This window comes from Arthrobacter sp. Y-9 (assembly GCF_029690065.1).
Lineage (GTDB): Bacteria > Actinomycetota > Actinomycetes > Actinomycetales > Micrococcaceae > Arthrobacter_E.
The window spans coordinates 25,586-40,133 of the sequence record NZ_CP121463.1; the positions used below are offsets into that span (position 1 = coordinate 25,586).

At 70.7% G+C, this 14,548-nt stretch carries 12 protein-coding genes; 8 read left to right on the forward strand and 4 right to left on the reverse strand.

The window, feature by feature from the left end; translation table 11 throughout:
* Positions 1–49 precede the first annotated feature (49 nt).
* Complete coding sequence (locus P9849_RS00145; protein ID WP_278267741.1) at positions 50–1,219, reverse strand: serine hydrolase domain-containing protein; 1,170 nt, start codon at positions 1,217–1,219, stop codon at positions 50–52.
* A gap of 156 nt (positions 1,220–1,375) precedes the next feature.
* On the opposite strand from P9849_RS00145, the gene P9849_RS00150 reads away from it, so the two are divergent.
* Positions 1,376–1,753, forward strand: a complete 378-nt coding sequence (locus P9849_RS00150; protein ID WP_278267742.1) for a VOC family protein — start codon at positions 1,376–1,378, stop codon at positions 1,751–1,753.
* A gap of 1 nt (position 1,754) precedes the next feature.
* A complete protein-coding gene (locus P9849_RS00155) occupies positions 1,755–2,540 on the forward strand; it encodes a LysR family transcriptional regulator substrate-binding protein (protein WP_278267743.1) in 786 nt (261 codons plus the stop codon).
* A 122-nt stretch (positions 2,541–2,662) separates the two neighbouring features.
* Here the strand turns inward: P9849_RS00155 and P9849_RS00160 are convergent, their stop codons facing one another.
* Both P9849_RS00160 and P9849_RS00165 read right to left on the reverse strand, forming a co-directional pair.
* On the reverse strand, positions 2,663–4,159 hold the full coding sequence (locus P9849_RS00160) for an amino acid permease (RefSeq protein ID WP_278267744.1): 1,497 nt from the start codon (positions 4,157–4,159) through the stop codon (positions 2,663–2,665).
* A 440-nt stretch (positions 4,160–4,599) separates the two neighbouring features.
* Positions 4,600–5,568 carry a bile acid:sodium symporter family protein gene (locus P9849_RS00165; RefSeq protein WP_278267745.1) on the reverse strand — a complete coding sequence of 323 codons (969 nt, stop codon included), beginning with the start codon at positions 5,566–5,568 and terminating at the stop codon, positions 4,600–4,602.
* Between the two features lie 265 nt (positions 5,569–5,833).
* Here P9849_RS00165 and P9849_RS00170 point away from each other — a divergent pair, with 265 nt between their 5' ends.
* The 6 genes from P9849_RS00170 (at position 5,834) to P9849_RS00195 (ending at position 12,899) form a co-directional block, all read left to right on the forward strand.
* Complete coding sequence (locus P9849_RS00170; RefSeq protein ID WP_278267746.1) at positions 5,834–6,631, forward strand: MoaF C-terminal domain-containing protein; 798 nt, start codon at positions 5,834–5,836, stop codon at positions 6,629–6,631.
* A gap of 121 nt (positions 6,632–6,752) precedes the next feature.
* Complete coding sequence (locus P9849_RS00175) at positions 6,753–7,919, forward strand: ABC transporter substrate-binding protein (protein WP_278267747.1); 1,167 nt, start codon at positions 6,753–6,755, stop codon at positions 7,917–7,919.
* A gap of 9 nt (positions 7,920–7,928) precedes the next feature.
* A complete protein-coding gene (locus P9849_RS00180; RefSeq protein WP_278267748.1) occupies positions 7,929–8,789 on the forward strand; it encodes a branched-chain amino acid ABC transporter permease in 861 nt (286 codons plus the stop codon).
* Positions 8,776–10,554, forward strand: a complete 1,779-nt coding sequence (locus P9849_RS00185) for an ATP-binding cassette domain-containing protein (protein WP_278267749.1) — start codon at positions 8,776–8,778, stop codon at positions 10,552–10,554. The genes P9849_RS00180 and P9849_RS00185 overlap by 14 nt, the downstream gene beginning before the upstream one ends.
* A complete protein-coding gene (locus P9849_RS00190; RefSeq protein ID WP_278267750.1) occupies positions 10,551–11,240 on the forward strand; it encodes an ATP-binding cassette domain-containing protein in 690 nt (229 codons plus the stop codon). The genes P9849_RS00185 and P9849_RS00190 overlap by 4 nt, the downstream gene beginning before the upstream one ends.
* 30 nt (positions 11,241–11,270) lie before the next feature.
* Positions 11,271–12,899, forward strand: coding sequence for an amidohydrolase (locus tag P9849_RS00195; protein ID WP_278267751.1), 1,629 nt, complete (start codon positions 11,271–11,273; stop codon positions 12,897–12,899).
* Positions 12,900–13,035: 136 nt separating this feature from the next.
* On the opposite strand, the gene P9849_RS00200 is transcribed toward P9849_RS00195, so the two are convergent.
* Positions 13,036–14,529, reverse strand: a complete 1,494-nt coding sequence (locus tag P9849_RS00200) for a GMC family oxidoreductase (RefSeq protein WP_278267752.1) — start codon at positions 14,527–14,529, stop codon at positions 13,036–13,038.
* Positions 14,530–14,548 lie beyond the last annotated feature (19 nt).

A 14,548-nucleotide genomic window follows, 5' to 3' on the forward strand; every position in this document is an offset into this window, starting at 1 on the left:
CGGGTGCAGCGGGTGCCGCCAGCTGCCGCCGGCTGCCGCGGGCCGGCGCTCAGAGCTTCGCGAGGTCCTCGCGCAGGGCGCGGACGACGGCGGTGGCGCGGCCGGCGTCGGGCTCCATCCAGTTGCTGAGGTAGCCGAAGCCGATGCCATGCTCAGGGTCGGCGAAGCCCAGCTGCCCGCCAGCGCCGTAGTGGCCGAAGCCCGCGGGGGTGAGGAGGTCCTGGTCGACGCCAGGCAGCTGGAACCCCGCGGCGAAACGGTCCTCGCCGGGGCCGGGGATGTCGAGCTCCAGCGGCCCCTCGCTCACGACCGTGAGCGCATCGGCCAGCGCTGCGTCGCCGAGGAGACGCGCGCCGTCGTCGTGCACCGTGGCCGACCAGAAGGCGGCCAGGGCGCGGGCCGTGGTGATGCCGCCCGCGGCGGGGAATTCGTGATGGTGGAACAGGGGGTCGTTGGCGCCGGTGTCCTCGCCCACGAGGGTCGCCGGCAGGGCGCCGCCCAGCTCCGGACCGTGGGCCGCGAACGGGTTGGGCAGGGACAGGCGGTCCTGGACACCTCGCAGGTAACCGTCCGACAGGCTGATGTGAGCCACGCGGTGCTCCTCCCCGGCCGGCAGGCCGAGCCAGCCCTCAGGATGCACGGGGCCGAAGACCTCGGCGAAGTGTTCGCCCGCGGTCTTGCCCGTCACCCGGCGGATCAGCTCGCCGCTCAGCCAGCCGTGGGTGATCGAGTGGTAGGCGTATCCGGCGCCGGGCTTCCAGAGGGGTTCCTGGTCTGCCAGCAGGGCCGTCATGAAGTCCCAGTCCAGCACCTGCTCCCGCGTGAGCGGCACCCGGACGGCCGCGAGCCCACCGCGGTGGCCGAGCGCCTCCCGCACCGTGAGCCGGTCCTTGCCCCGGGCTCCGAACTCCGGCCAGTAGGTGGCGAGAGGCGCGTCGTAATCGACGAGTCCCTGTTCCACCAGTCGGGCCACGAGCACGGACACCAGCCCCTTGGTGCAGGAGAAGATGACCGCGGCGGTGTCCTCCCCCCAGGGCTCCGCCGCCCGGGCGTCCTTCACGCCGCCCCAGAGGTCGACCACTTTCTCGCCGCCGCGGTAAACGGACAGGGCCGCGCCCATGTCCGGACGGCCGTCGAACCCTTCCACGAACGCTTGCCGGGTGCGCTCGAATCCGGGGGCGGTGGTGCCGTGGACGGCCGGGGTGGACGCGGTGCTCATGGGGATCCTCTCGGGAGTGCCGTGCAGGGGAATGCGTGATGTCAGTCCGAAGCTATCGCGTTTCGGTGTCCGGTGGTGGGGATTCCGGTCCGTTCTGTGGGCTTCCCCTCCGGCCGTGGGGCTGGACGCGGCACGCAGGACGCCTAGGCTGGTCTCATGCGAGTGAAGATGTGCAGTATCCATGTGACCGACCCCGCCGCGGCCCACGCCGTCTACACCGAGAAGTTCGGTTTCGACACCCTGATGGCGATCCCCGAGGCCAATCTCTTCATCGTCCAGGACGCCTCCATTCCGGGCGGCCCGGGCCTGCTGCTCGAACCGAGTGACAACCCCATCGGCGAGGACTACCGCTCCCGCGTCTACGAAGCCGGGATGCCGGCGATCGTCTTCGGCGTCGAGGACGTCGCCGCCGAGGCCACGCGTCTCGCCGCCGCCGGACTGCGCGTGGTCGGTGAGCCCGTCGTGGACCCGTCCGGGACCTACGTGGACGTGGACGACTCCTGCGGCAACCTCATCCGCCTGCACCAGGACTGATGTGGATTCCCTGACCTTCCTGTACGTCCCGGGCGTCACGCCGGGGAAATGGATCCGCCGCTGGGAAGAGCGGATGCCGCAGATCGCGCTGGAGCGCCGCCTGGTGGACGACGACGCCGCGGCCACCCTGGCGCTGCTCGATGCCGGTGAGGCGGACCTCGCCTTCGTCCGCGTCCCCGCCGGGACCGCCGCGACGCTGCGTGAGGGCCGTTTCGCGATCCCGCTCTACGAGGAGCAGCAGGCCGTGGTGGCCGCCAAGGGCCACGAGATCACTGCCTTCGAGGAGCTCGCCCTGGAGGACCTGGAGGGCGAGACGATTCTCGACAACTCCCTCGAGGGACTGCAGGCGCTGGGCGGGCTGGAGATGGCGCTCGAGGTCGTGGCCAGCGGCGCCGGGCTTCTGGTCCTGCCGCTGCCCGAGGTACGGCACCTGAACAATCCGGACGTCGTGGCCCGGCGCCTGCATGACACCGCGCCGAGTGAGATCGTCCTCGTGTGGCGGCAGGACGCGGATTCGGACCGGATCCAGGAGTTCGTGGGGATCGTCCGTGGACGCCGCGCCGATTCCGGTCGCCAGCCCTCGGTGAACCAGGAGCAGCAGGCGCAGGCGGCGAAGGCCCGGAAGACGCGCAGCGCCGTGGCCGGAGCTCACGGGGCGTCCAAGGGCAAGAGCGGCGCCCAGAAGGGGCGATCGGGCGGGAAGCCGGCCCCGGGGAAGCCAGGTGGCGGCAAAGGGTCCGGTCGCGGGCGCGGCAAGCCGCCGTCGTCGGGCCGCAAGGGGCGCTGAGCGCGCGGCTGCCTGTTCGTTAAACGCCGAGTTCGGGGGTTCCTTCCGGTTTCGTGGCCTGCAGACCACGGTTTCGGAAGGAACCCCCGAACTCGGCGCTTTAAGCGGTGGGGCGGTGTGCGTCAGACGGCCGCGGGGACCTGCTCCGGCTCGGTGTCCGTCGCGGTCTCGGTGGCCGGTGACTGCTCGCCGTCGCGCTTCTTGCGGCCCTTGCCGTAGCGGAAGTGGAAGAACACGTAGCAGGCCACCGTGAACGGGACGCCGATGTAGAGAGCTGCGACCTGGGTGGGGTCGAAGGCGATGCCGACCATCGAGGCGAAGCAGGCCGTGAAGGCCAGGATCGGCACGAGCGGGAAGAACGGCGCCCGGTACGGCAGGGTGCGCACGTCGCCGCCGTTGCGGACGAAGGCCCGGCGGTGGAAGAAGTGCGACGCCGCGATGGACATCCACACGGCCACCGTGGCGAACGCGGCGATCGAGATGAGCACCAGGTACACCGTGGTCGGGGCGACGATGCTGCTGACCAGAGACGCCAGACCGCCCACGAGGCTGACGAGGAGCGCGATCATCGGGATGCCCCGCTTGGTGAGCTTCGCGAAGGCCTTGGGGGCGTGGCCCTCGTCGGCCAGGGAGAACAGCATGCGGGCGCAGGAGTACAGGCCGCTGTTGCCGGCGGAGAGCAGTGCGGTGATGACCACGAAGTTCATGATGTCCGCGGCGTACGGGATGCCGAGCTCGGAGAACACCGTGACGAAGGGGCTCTCGTCGAGGCCGGCCTTGTCGTAGGGGATGGTGGCCGCGATGACGGTGATCGCGCCGATGAAGAAGATGACCAGACGGAGCACCGTGGTGCGCATGGCGCGGGGCACGCTGCGGACGGGGTCGGCGGTCTCACCGGCGGCGACGCCGATCAGCTCGGAGCCGGAGAACGCGAAGAGCACGGCGAGCACGGTGACCATCACACCGGTGAAGCCGTTCGGGAACAGGCCGCCCGGGGTGTTGAAGTTCTCGAAGAGGTGCGGGTAGTGGCCCTGCGCGGCCGGGTGGAAGCCGATCAGCGCGGCGCCGCCCAGGATGATCAGGCCGACGACGGCGGCGACCTTGATCATGGCGAACCAGAACTCGCTCTCACCGAACACGCGGGAGGAGATGGCGTTCATGGTGAACAGCACGGCGGCGAAGATCAGGCAGAAGATCCAGACCGGCACGTCCGGGAACCAGCGCTGCATCATGACGCCGGCCGCCGTGAACTCGGAGCCGATGGCGACGGCCCAGGTCAGCCAGTACAGCCATGCGGTGGTGAAGCCGGTGGCGGGGCCCATGGTGCGGGCGGCGTAGATGTGGAAGGCGCCGGAGACCGGGTACGCGATGGCCAGCTCGCTCAGACAGGCCATCACGAGATACACGACGACGGCGCCGATCAGGTACGCGATCACGGCGCCGAGCGGGCCGGCCTGGGAGATCGTGTAGCCGGAGCTGACGAAGAGGCCGGAGCCGATCACTCCGCCGAGTCCGATCATCACCAGGTGCCGGGTGTCCATGGACCGCCGGAGCCCTTGCTGAGGTGGTTCGGGCGTCGATTCCTTCACGCCGGATTCGTGGAGCGGGACAGCGCTCATGGATCCTCCAGGGGGTGGTGCAGCGGTGAAACGGGCGCGCGGAGGCCGCCGGTCAGGACCGGATTCTGCAAGGGTTGCGGTTTCAGGGTAGGGGTTGATCGTTCCCCTGCGACCATGTTGGTGATCAAGCTAACACCGGGTGCGCGGCGGCCTGAGACCTTCGCCACAGCGGTTAAGGATCCTCAAGGAAGGGCCGCGTGGAGGCGGTTTGAGCAACAGGAGCGCTGATGCTCGTCGCTCAATGTTTCAAGTATCGCTGATGAATGGTGCTATGGTTCCCCGCCGTCCGACGGGGGAACTCACTGCGCCGAGCTGAACTCGCTATTCCGGGGCCGATCTCGCTGTCCTTGGTCGCGAGGTCGGACGGGGGATAGCGAGTTCAGCGTGGGGTGGGGTGAGCGAGGGGCACGGATGGGGCAGGGCGGAGCCGCCGGGGCCCGTCAGTCGTTGAGCGGTTTCCGCGCCAGCCAGGCCGCCACGACCGCGCCGGAGATGTTGTGCCATACCGAGAACACGGCCGAGGGGAGGGCCGCGAGCGGACTGAAGTGCGCGTTCGCCAGGGTGGCCGCCAGCCCCGAGTTCTGCATGCCCACCTCGAACGCCAGGGCGCGCCGGGCCCGCCCGTCGAGCCGGCCGATCTTCCCGGCCAGGTAGCCCAGGCCCAGGCCGAAGCCGTTGTGCAGCACCACGGCCAGGAACACGATCCCGCCGGCCGCCACGAGCTTGGACGCGCTTCCGGCCACGACCACGGCGACGATCAGCGAGATGACCACGGCCGACGCCCAGGGCAGGACCGGCAGCACCCGGGCGACGGCCTTCCGGAGGAAGAGCCGCGCGAGCAGACCCGCGACCACCGGAAGCAGCACCGTCTTGAGGATGTCCAGGACCATGCCGCCGGCGTCGATGTGGAGGAAGGAGCCGGCCAGGAGGAGCGTCAGGGCCGGGGTGACGAGGGGCGCGATCAGGGTCGAGACCGAGGCGACCGCCACGGACAGCGCGACATCGCCCTTCGCGAGGAACGCCATGACGTTCGACGCGGTGCCCGACGGCGCGCAGCCCACCAGGATGACGCCCACGGCCAGCTCGGGCGGCAGCTGCAGCAGCACGGCGATGGCCCACCCCGCGCCCGGCATGATCACGTAGTGCGCCACGATCCCGAGCAGGACCGCCCAGGGGCGCCGGGCCACGGAGGCGAAATCCGGGGGCGTGAGCGTCAGGCCCATGCAGAACATGATGACGCCCAGCAGATACGGCACGGACGGGGTCAGGGGGGTGAAGGCTGCGGGCGCCACGAAGCCCGCGATGCCTGCCGCGAGGACCAGGAGCGGGAACACCGTCACCGCCAGGCGGGCCACCTTAGCTTCGGCGGCCAGGGCGGGATTCTCCAGTGAAGTGCTGTCCGTGGGCATGCCCTCATGCTGGCACGACGGCGGGTGGGAGCCAAAGCGCGGCCGGCGCCCGGCGTCGCACATCCTCGGCGCCTGGTGCCCGCCGGCGCCCGCGGAACCGGACGCGACTTGCCCTCCGCGGTACGCCGGTTGACTCTCGGTGCCCGAACGAAGGGCCCGTTCTTGTTGGGGCCCGCCCCCGGATCAACCATGAAGTGACGTGGATAACACCGAAGACCCCGCGCGGGAGCACCGCGCGGACGGGCTGAGGACCGGGAGGAACACTGTGACCACAACGACCGAGACCGACTCCGACGACTGGCGGACGTACGACGAATTCGCCGCGGGCATCGACAGCTACCGGCTGCCGTCCGCAAACCTGACCGGCACGGTCCTGGACATCACCCTCGAGGACGGCACGAACCTCCTGCTCACCTTCGGGGAGCACCAGGTCAGCTGGCGGGCGGAGGGGCGGATCCAGGAGAACGGCGCCACCGATCCCTACGACGCGGTCGCCGTGCGGGAGGATGTCTTCTTCGTCAATCTGCCGCTCGAAAGCCGGGAGCGGGAGTCGCTCACCCTCGTCTACTCGGCCACCACCCGCCGGGCCACCGCGGTGCGCTCGCGGATCGCGGCGGAGGCGGTCGACGGCACGCCGCAGGTGCAGCAGGACTTCTGGGCCGGCGTCGTCGGCGGCGGGGAGGCGACGGGCGAGGCGCCCGGCCCGAGCCGAGACCTGATCGGCAAGCGAAACATCTACCGCTACAGCCCGGAACACCTCTATGAACACGTCTACATCTCCAGCCGGCGCTACGCCTGGCAGTGTCTTCAGGGCGTGCAGCGCGGTCACGGGGACATGGACCTCTCCACGGTCTGGAAGTTCGACGACGGCCTGTACCTCTTCTGCTTCCGCGAGTTCCGGATCGCGGTGGCGAGCGTCTGGCTGCACGATCTCGGCTACCAGCTCCGGACCACGGGGATCTTCCTCGGGCTCAACGGGGCGGGAGAGTCCGAGCATTCGCGGGCCGGGGGCCACATCTATCCGCTGGGGTCGGTGTCGTATCCCGATGAACAGCCGGTCTGACCCGACGTCGCGGCCCGGAGCCGCCCCCACCCGACCGTCCGGCCCAGGTCCGGACACCACCACCCCGGGCGAGAGCCCACGGACCGCCGCGATGGCGCGGCGGACAAGCAGGAGGAACACCATGAAGAAAACAGCACTGGGCTCGCTTGCCGCCCTCGCCGCCGCGGCGCTCGTCCTCTCGGGGTGTTCCGGCGCGGACGGGGGAGGCGGTGGCGGCTCGATCGTCGTCGGCTCCGTCAACACCAAGTCCGGCGCGGCGACCTTCCCCGAATCCTCGCTCGCGGCGAAGGCCGTCTTCGACGCCTTCAATGACGCGGGCGGCCTGAACGGGAAGAAGATCGATTACAAGGCGCTCGACGACAAGGGCGACCCGGCCGGCGCCACCGCCGCGGCGCGCGAGCTCGTCGGGTCCGACGAGGCGGTCGCCATGGTCGGCTCCGCCAGTCTGCTCGAATGCGATCTCAACGCCAAGTACTACGAGCAGCAGGGCATCGTGTCCGTGCCCGGCATCGGCGTGGACACGGGCTGCTTCAACAACAAGAGCATCTCCCCGGCCAACGTCGGCCCGTACAACGACATGACCCTCACCCTGACCTACGGGTCCGAGGTCAAGAAGCTGAACGACATCTGCATCCTGCTCGAGATCGCGGGATCCACGCGGCCCAGCTACCAGGCCGCCATCGACAAGTGGACCGCGGCCACCGGGAAGAAGCCCAAGTACGTCGACGACACCGTGCCGTACGGCGCCGCGGACTACACGCCGTACATCGTCAAGGCACGCCAGCAGGGCTGCAAGGCGCTCGCTGTCAACGGCGTGGAGCCGGACGCGATCGCGCAGGTCAAGGCCGCGAACGCCCAGGGCTGGAACGACGTCACCTGGCTGTTCCTGACCAGCACCTACAGCGAGAACTTCGCCAAGGCCGTGGACAACGCCGGCGCCGGGATCTACGTCCCCGCCGAGTTCTACCCCTTCACGGAGCAGAGCGACATCACCAAGGAATGGCGCGATCTCATGACGAAGAACAACATCCCGCTGACGTCCTTCAGCCAGGGCGGTTTTCTCGCGGCGAAGCACTTCATCGAGGCTCTCAAGACCATCAAGGGGGACGTCACCCGCGAGTCGGTGGCGAAGGCCCTCCGCGACGCCGCTCCGATGTCCAATCCGATGATCGGCGACCCGTACAAGTTCGGGCAGGTCCCCGCGGCCGGCTGGCCCATCGTGCTCAAGTCCGGCACGCATCGCTGGGAGAAGGCGGCCACCGACTGGTTGCGCCTTCCGAAGAGCTGAGGTCCCCGCATGCTTGAAGGCGCACTCTCCGGCCTCGCCGCCGGAGGACTCTACGCGGTGCTGGGGGTCTGTCTGACCCTCATGTCCCGGCTGGTCCGGGTGGTGAACTTCGCCCAGACGGCCACCGGGATGTTCGGCGGATTCTGCGCGGTGTGGCTCGTCACCCGGGGCGGACTGCCGGTGTGGCTGGGGTCGGTGATCGGGGTGCTGATCGGGGGCCTGCTGGCCGCGGCGATCGGCTGGATCGCCGCCACCTGGCTGTCCGAGGCGAGCACGACCAACCGGTCCGCCATGACGGTCGGACCGCTCCTGCTCCTGGTCTCCCTGTCGTTCATCCTCTTCGGCAACAAGCCCCAGCCCTTCGCGCCGCTGGTGCCCGGGCCGGCGCTCGTGGTCGGCGGGGTCGCGATCAGCTGGGTGGCCGTGGTCATGGTCGTCATGGCGGTCGCTGTCGCGGGCGCGGTGCACTGGCTCCTCACGCACACGAGCGTCGGGACGCGGCTGCGGGCGCTCAGTGAGCGGCCGACGACGGCGGAGCTCCTGGGCATCCGCTCGCGTCCCCTGTCGATCGCGGTCTGGTTCGTCACCGGCGTCGTGAGCTCCTTCGCGATCATCCTGGTGGCGCCCTCCCAGGCGAACGACGCGACGAGCCTCGCGATGCTGATCGTGCCGGCCGCCGCGGCCGCCCTCCTGGGCGGTTTCCGCCGCCTCAGCCTTGCGGTGGTGGGCGGTCTGGTGCTGGGGATGCTCTCCGGCCTGGTCGCCCAGATCGACGGGGTGGCCTTCATCCGCAACTTCCTGCCGTTCCTGCTCATCGTGATTCTGCTGCTGTGGACGCAGCGCAAGGAGGTGTGGGATGCGGCGCGCTGAAACGTTCTCCTCCCGGCCCTGGTTCCGCCTGGGCTGGCCCGTGCTGGTCGCCGCCGTGGCGATCGGCCTCGGCTCGGTGCTCAGCACCGCCCTGTCCGGCTACTTCGTGTTCCTCGGGGTTTCCGCGATCACCGCGGCGATCGCGATCCTCGGTCTGGGCGTGGTCACCGGCTCGGCCGGCATGATCGCGCTGTGCCAGATGACCTTCGCCGCGATCGGCGCGTGGGTGGTCGCGGGCCTGAACCTGATCAACGCTCCTGGCGGCTTCACCGTCTGGCTCCTGGCCGGGGGGCTCGCCGCGGGTGTGGCCGGTGTCCTGGTCGGGCTCCCGGCGCTGCGTCTGCGCGGGGTGAACCTCGCGGTCGTGACTCTGGGGTTCGCCGCGGCCGCGGACGTCACCCTGGTGCAGCTGCAGTTCCCGGGATCCGCTGACGGAGTGGCCGTGGCGCGGCCCGAACTCTTCGCCACGGACCGGAAGTACTTCTTCTTCAGCGTGATCGTGCTGACGCTCTGCGCTCTCGGCGTCTTCTTCCTGCAGCGCAGCCGGATCGGCTCGAGCTGGAAGTCGGTGGCGTTCTCCGAGCGTGGCACGGCGTCCGCGGGCCAGAGCGTCCGCACGGCGAAGCTGACGGCGTTCGCCGTGAGCGCGGCCCTCGGGGGGATCTCGGGCGGGCTCCTGGCCGGCCAGGTGCAGCTGCCTTTCGCCTCGAGTTTCACACCTCTGCTGTCCCTGGCCCTGTACATCCTGGCGGTCATGTCCGGGGCACACCTCATCGACATGGCGATCTTCGGCGGGATCATGTGGGTGGCCGTGCCGGAGCTGCTCAAACGCTGGGGCGTCCCGCAGGACTGGGGTTTCGTGATCTTCGGCCTGCTCGGCATCCAGGCGCTGACCAGCGGCTCCACCCTCGGTGACGCCATCCGCGGCGTCCTGCGGCGCCGTCGTCGCGCGGCACCGGAGCATGCCGTGCCGCAGCTCGCAGGCACCGGTCCTGAGGAGGAGGCTGCGCCTGCCGCCCCCGCACTCCCTGCCGACGCCGGGGAGGATCCCCGCAAACCCGTCCTCGTGGTGGAGGGCCTGAGCGTGCGGTTCGGCGAGCTCAAGGCGCTGGACGGGGTGTCCTTCAGCCTGCCGGAGAAGGGCATCATGGGGCTGATCGGGCCGAACGGCGCGGGCAAGTCCACCTTCGTGGACGCCCTCAGCGGCTTCCTGCCCCGGCACGGCGGCACGGTGCTTCTGGACGGCGCCGATCTGGCGGGCCTGACCCCGACCGAACGGGCGCGCCGCGGCCTGCGGCGCAGCTACCAGCAGGACCGGGTGCCGCCCGAGCTCACGGTCGAGGCGTACCTGCGGTTCGTGGCCCGGGCGAGGCTCAGCCGGGAGGAGATCGACGTGACGCTCGCGTTCTTCGGCTGCCCACCGGCGACGGAGCGGCTCTCCGGCGTCGACGTCGGCACGCGCCGTATCGTCGAAGTCGCGGCCGCGGTCCTCGCCCGGCCGCAGGTCCTGATCCTCGACGAACCCGCCGCCGGCCTCTCCCACGAGGAGCACCTGGCCCTCGCGGAACGCCTCAAGGCCATCCCGGAACGGTTCGGCGTGGCCCTCATCATCATCGAGCACGACCTCGACCTGGTCCGCTCCGTCTGCCCCTGGCTCACGGTGCTGGACTTCGGCAAGGTCATCGCCTCCGGCCGGCAGGCCGAGGTCATGGCGGACCCCGCCGTGCTCGCCGCTTACCTCGGCACGACGGAGATGATCGCATGACCACCCTCACCCTCGACGGCGTCGCGGTCAGCCGCGGCGCCGGCCCCGTGATCTCCGGGGTCAGTTTCACCGTGAAAGCCGGTGAGGTGCTCGCCCTGGTGGGCCCGAACGGCGCGGGGAAGACGAGCCTGATCGAATCCATCTCCGGCGTGGTCGCGAACTCCGCCGGGTCCATCAATCTCGGAGGCCGGCGGATCGACAAGCTCTCCCGGGTGCAGCGGGCACGTCAGGGGATCGTGCACATCGAACAGGGCCGCGCGGTCTTCCCCTCGCTCACCGTGCGGGAGAACCTGTCCCTGACGGCCCGCACCCCGCAGGCCCTCGCGGAGGCGCTCGAGAACTTCCCCGAGCTGGAGAAGCGGATCGACTCCCCGAGCGGCCTCCTCTCCGGTGGCGAACAGCAGATGGTGGTGCTCGCGCGGGCCTTCGCCGCGAAACCGTCCTTCCTGCTCATCGACGAGATGTCCCTCGGCCTCGCGCCCGTGGTGTTCACCCGGCTCTTCCCGATCGTGGCGAAGATCGCCGAGACCGGGGTCGGGGTGGTGCTCGTGGAGCAGTTCACCGAGCTGGCCCTGGGGCTCGCGGAACAGGCCGTCGTCGTCGCGGGCGGTGCCGTCAGCTACAGCGGGCCCGCGGCCCGCCTCAAGAACGAACCCGAGGTGCTGCACCGTGCGTACCTCGGCTGAAGCACCCCACCTCACCTCTGGAGGCTCCTCATGACCGCAGATCTCGTCCTGCTCGGGACCATCCGGACCGCGGACCGCTCCCGGCCGCTCGCCGGGGCGCTCGCCGTCCGGGACGGACGGATCGCCGCCGTCGGCACGCCCGAGGAGGTGCTGGCCGCCGCCGGGCCCGACGCGGAGGTGCGGGAGCTCGGGAACTCGGTGGTCTACCCCGGCTTCGTCGATGTGCACAACCACCACGCGCTCGCGGGGCGCGCCGAACTGTTCGAGCTGGTTCTGGAGCCCTCGCTGGGCCTGGAGGAGATCCTCGACCGCGTCCGCGAGAAGGCGGCCGGACTGCCGGAGGACGCGTGGATCGTGGGCGGTGTGATCGCCTCGACGCTGCTCACCTCGCTCGCGACCACCGCCACCCGGCGCCGTCTCGATGAGGCCGCAGGTGGCCGTCCCGTGATGCTCGCGGAGGACTCCCGGCACAACCGCTGGGCCAGCAGCCGCGCGCTCGAACTCGCCGGGATCACCGCGGAGACGATCCCCGCGGAGGGCGAGACACTGCTCGACCCGGTGGACGGCACACCCTCCGGAGTGCTGCTGGAAGCCGCCGGGATCCCGGTGCAGGAGGCGTACGACGGCGCCGGGGGACTGAGCGCTGAACAGCACCAGGCCGCCTCCCGCCGTGGCGTCGAGCTGCTGAACTCCTACGGCGTCACCGCGTTCCAGGACGCCGGCGCCTCCCTGCAGATCCTCGAGGCCCTCGCGGACCTGGACCGTGCGGGGGAGCTCAACGCGTGGGCGGTGAGTTCCCTCCTGATCAACGACCCCATCTTCGGATTCGACCCGGTGGGGGTGGAACTGATCGAGCGTGGCGAAGAGTTCCGCACCGGGCACCACCGCCCGGACTTCGTGAAGATCTTCCTGGACGGCGTGCCTCCGGCCCGTACGGCCGCGTTCCTGGAGCCCTACGTGCCGGATGCCGCCCACGGCGCGCACTTCCACGGTTCCACGACCATGACGGCGGAGGAGCTGCACGGCTGGCTGCGCGACGTCGCCGGCCGGGGTCTCGGAGCGAAGATCCACTGCACGGGGGACGGCTCCGCCCGGCTCGTGCTGGACGCCGCCGAGCGGCTCCGCGCCGAGGGAGTCGACCTGCCGCTCCAGATCGCCCACGGCCAGTTCCTCGCCGCCTCCGACATGCCGCGCCTCGCGGCCCTGGGCGTCTCCGCGGACATCTCGCCGTTCCTGTGGTTCCCGGGGGTCATCCCGATGGCGCTGTCGGAGGTGCTCGGGGAACGCGCCGAGCACTCCCAGCCCAATAGGACGCTGCTGGACACGGGTGCGCTCGTGGCGGGCGGCTCGGACTGGCCGGTCAGTGAGTCGCCCAACCCGCTGGAGGGCATTCAGGGCCTGGTGACCCGTGCCGATCCGCTCGGCCGCGCCCCGGGAGTGCTGTGGCCGGAGCAGGCGATCGGGCCGGAGGAGGCGCTCGAGGTGTTCACGCTCAACGCGGCCCGGGCGATGGGCCTGGGGGACGAGACAGGGTCCCTCGAAGCGGGGAAGTCCGCGGATTTCGTCATCCTCGACCCGGACTTCGTGGTGGGTGACCCGGAACGGATCATCGACACGCAGGTCCAGGAGACCTGGTTCGCCGGGCGCCGCGTGTACTGAGGAGGCCGGTGTAGTGAGTCGGCCAGTGCACTGAGGCCAGTGCACTGACCCTCAGACGCTGCAGCGCGCCGGCCGGGCCGGACGAGGGAAGGGCCGGGGATCGCGGATCCCCGGCCCTTCCTATCGTGCGGCGGCCTCAGCCTTGCAGCTGCGCTTCCCGGAGGTCTTCCAGCAGCAGGGCCGCGCCGCGCTCGCCGATCATGACGGCCGGCGCATTGGTGTTCCCGGTGGTGATGGTCGGCATGACCGAGGCGTCGATGACGCGCAGTCCGCTCACGCCGCGCACCCGGAGCCGGGCGTCCACCACGGCCTCGGCGTCCGATCCCATCCGGCACGTCCCCACCTGGTGGTGATACGTGATGGCGGTGCGGCGCACGTAATCCTCCACGTCCTCATCGGCCACGTCCGGGCCCGGATACAGCTCGACGGAGCCCCACTCCTCGGCGAGGGCCGCCTGTCGCCCGACCCTGCGCATCTGCCGGACCGAGGCTGCCAGGGACCGCACATCCTCCGGGTCCTGCAAGGCGCCGAGATCGATCTCCAGCGGGTCATCCAATTCCGGCCCCGTGATGCGCAGGGCACCCCGGCTGCGGGGGCGGACGATGCCGGCCATGAGCGAGAACCCGTGCTCGGCCGTCGCGGGGAGTTCGTCCGAGAACATCGGCACGGAGAAGTGGATCGGCTGCGTGTCCGGCTCCGGCAGGTCCGGCAGGCTCCGCCAGAAGGCATGGGTCTGGGTGACCGAGACGCCCGGCTGTGGCGGCTCGACAGCGCGGGCCGTCGTCGTGAAGATGACCGGCGAGAGCAGGTGGTCGTGGAGGTTGCGGCCGACCTGCGGCGAATCCACCGCGACGTCGATGCCCAGCGCGCCCAGCTCCTCCGCCGGGCCGATGCCGGACCGGAGCAGGATGGCGGGGGACTCGAGGGCGCCGGCCGCGAGCACGACCGTGTCGGCACGCAGTTCGTGCTCGCCGTCGGCGTCCCGGTATCTCACGCCGACCGCGCGTCCGTCCTCGAGGATGACCGAGTGGACGTGGGCTCCCGTGCGGATCTCGACGGCGTCGCGCACCGGCTTGAGGTACGCCATCCAGGTGTTGACCCGGCGGCCGTCGCGCGCGGTGATCTGCTCCTGCGACGCGCCGTCGAGGGCGCCCGCGTTGTAATCCGGATTCCGGGGCACGCCCTCCTGGCCGTAGGCGGCGAGGATGCTCTCCTGGATGGGCGTGAGCGGGTAGTCGTCGGTGACGGGCAGGAGGTCGTTCTCGATCGCCTCGTAGACCGGGCGGACCGTGTCCCAGCCCCAGCCGGTGCACCCCGCGGCCTCCCAGCCGTCGTAGTCGCTCGGGGCGCAGCGCACCCAGATCATGGCGTTCAGGGCGTGCGAACCGCCGAGCACCTTGCCCCGCGGGAGGTGCAGCCGGCGACCGGCCGCGTGCTCCTGCGGCACCGTGTGCCGGTCCCAGTCCTCCGGGCCGTGCCAGAGCTCCCCGGCGCGGGACGGGTCGTGGATCGCCGGGTTGAGGTCCTCCCCGCCGGCCTCCAGCAAGGTGGTGACGACGCCGGCGTCGTGCAGTCTGCGGGCGACGACGGCGCCTGCCGAGCCGCCGCCCACGACGATCGCGCTGCTCATCTCAGCCCCTCCCGCGAGG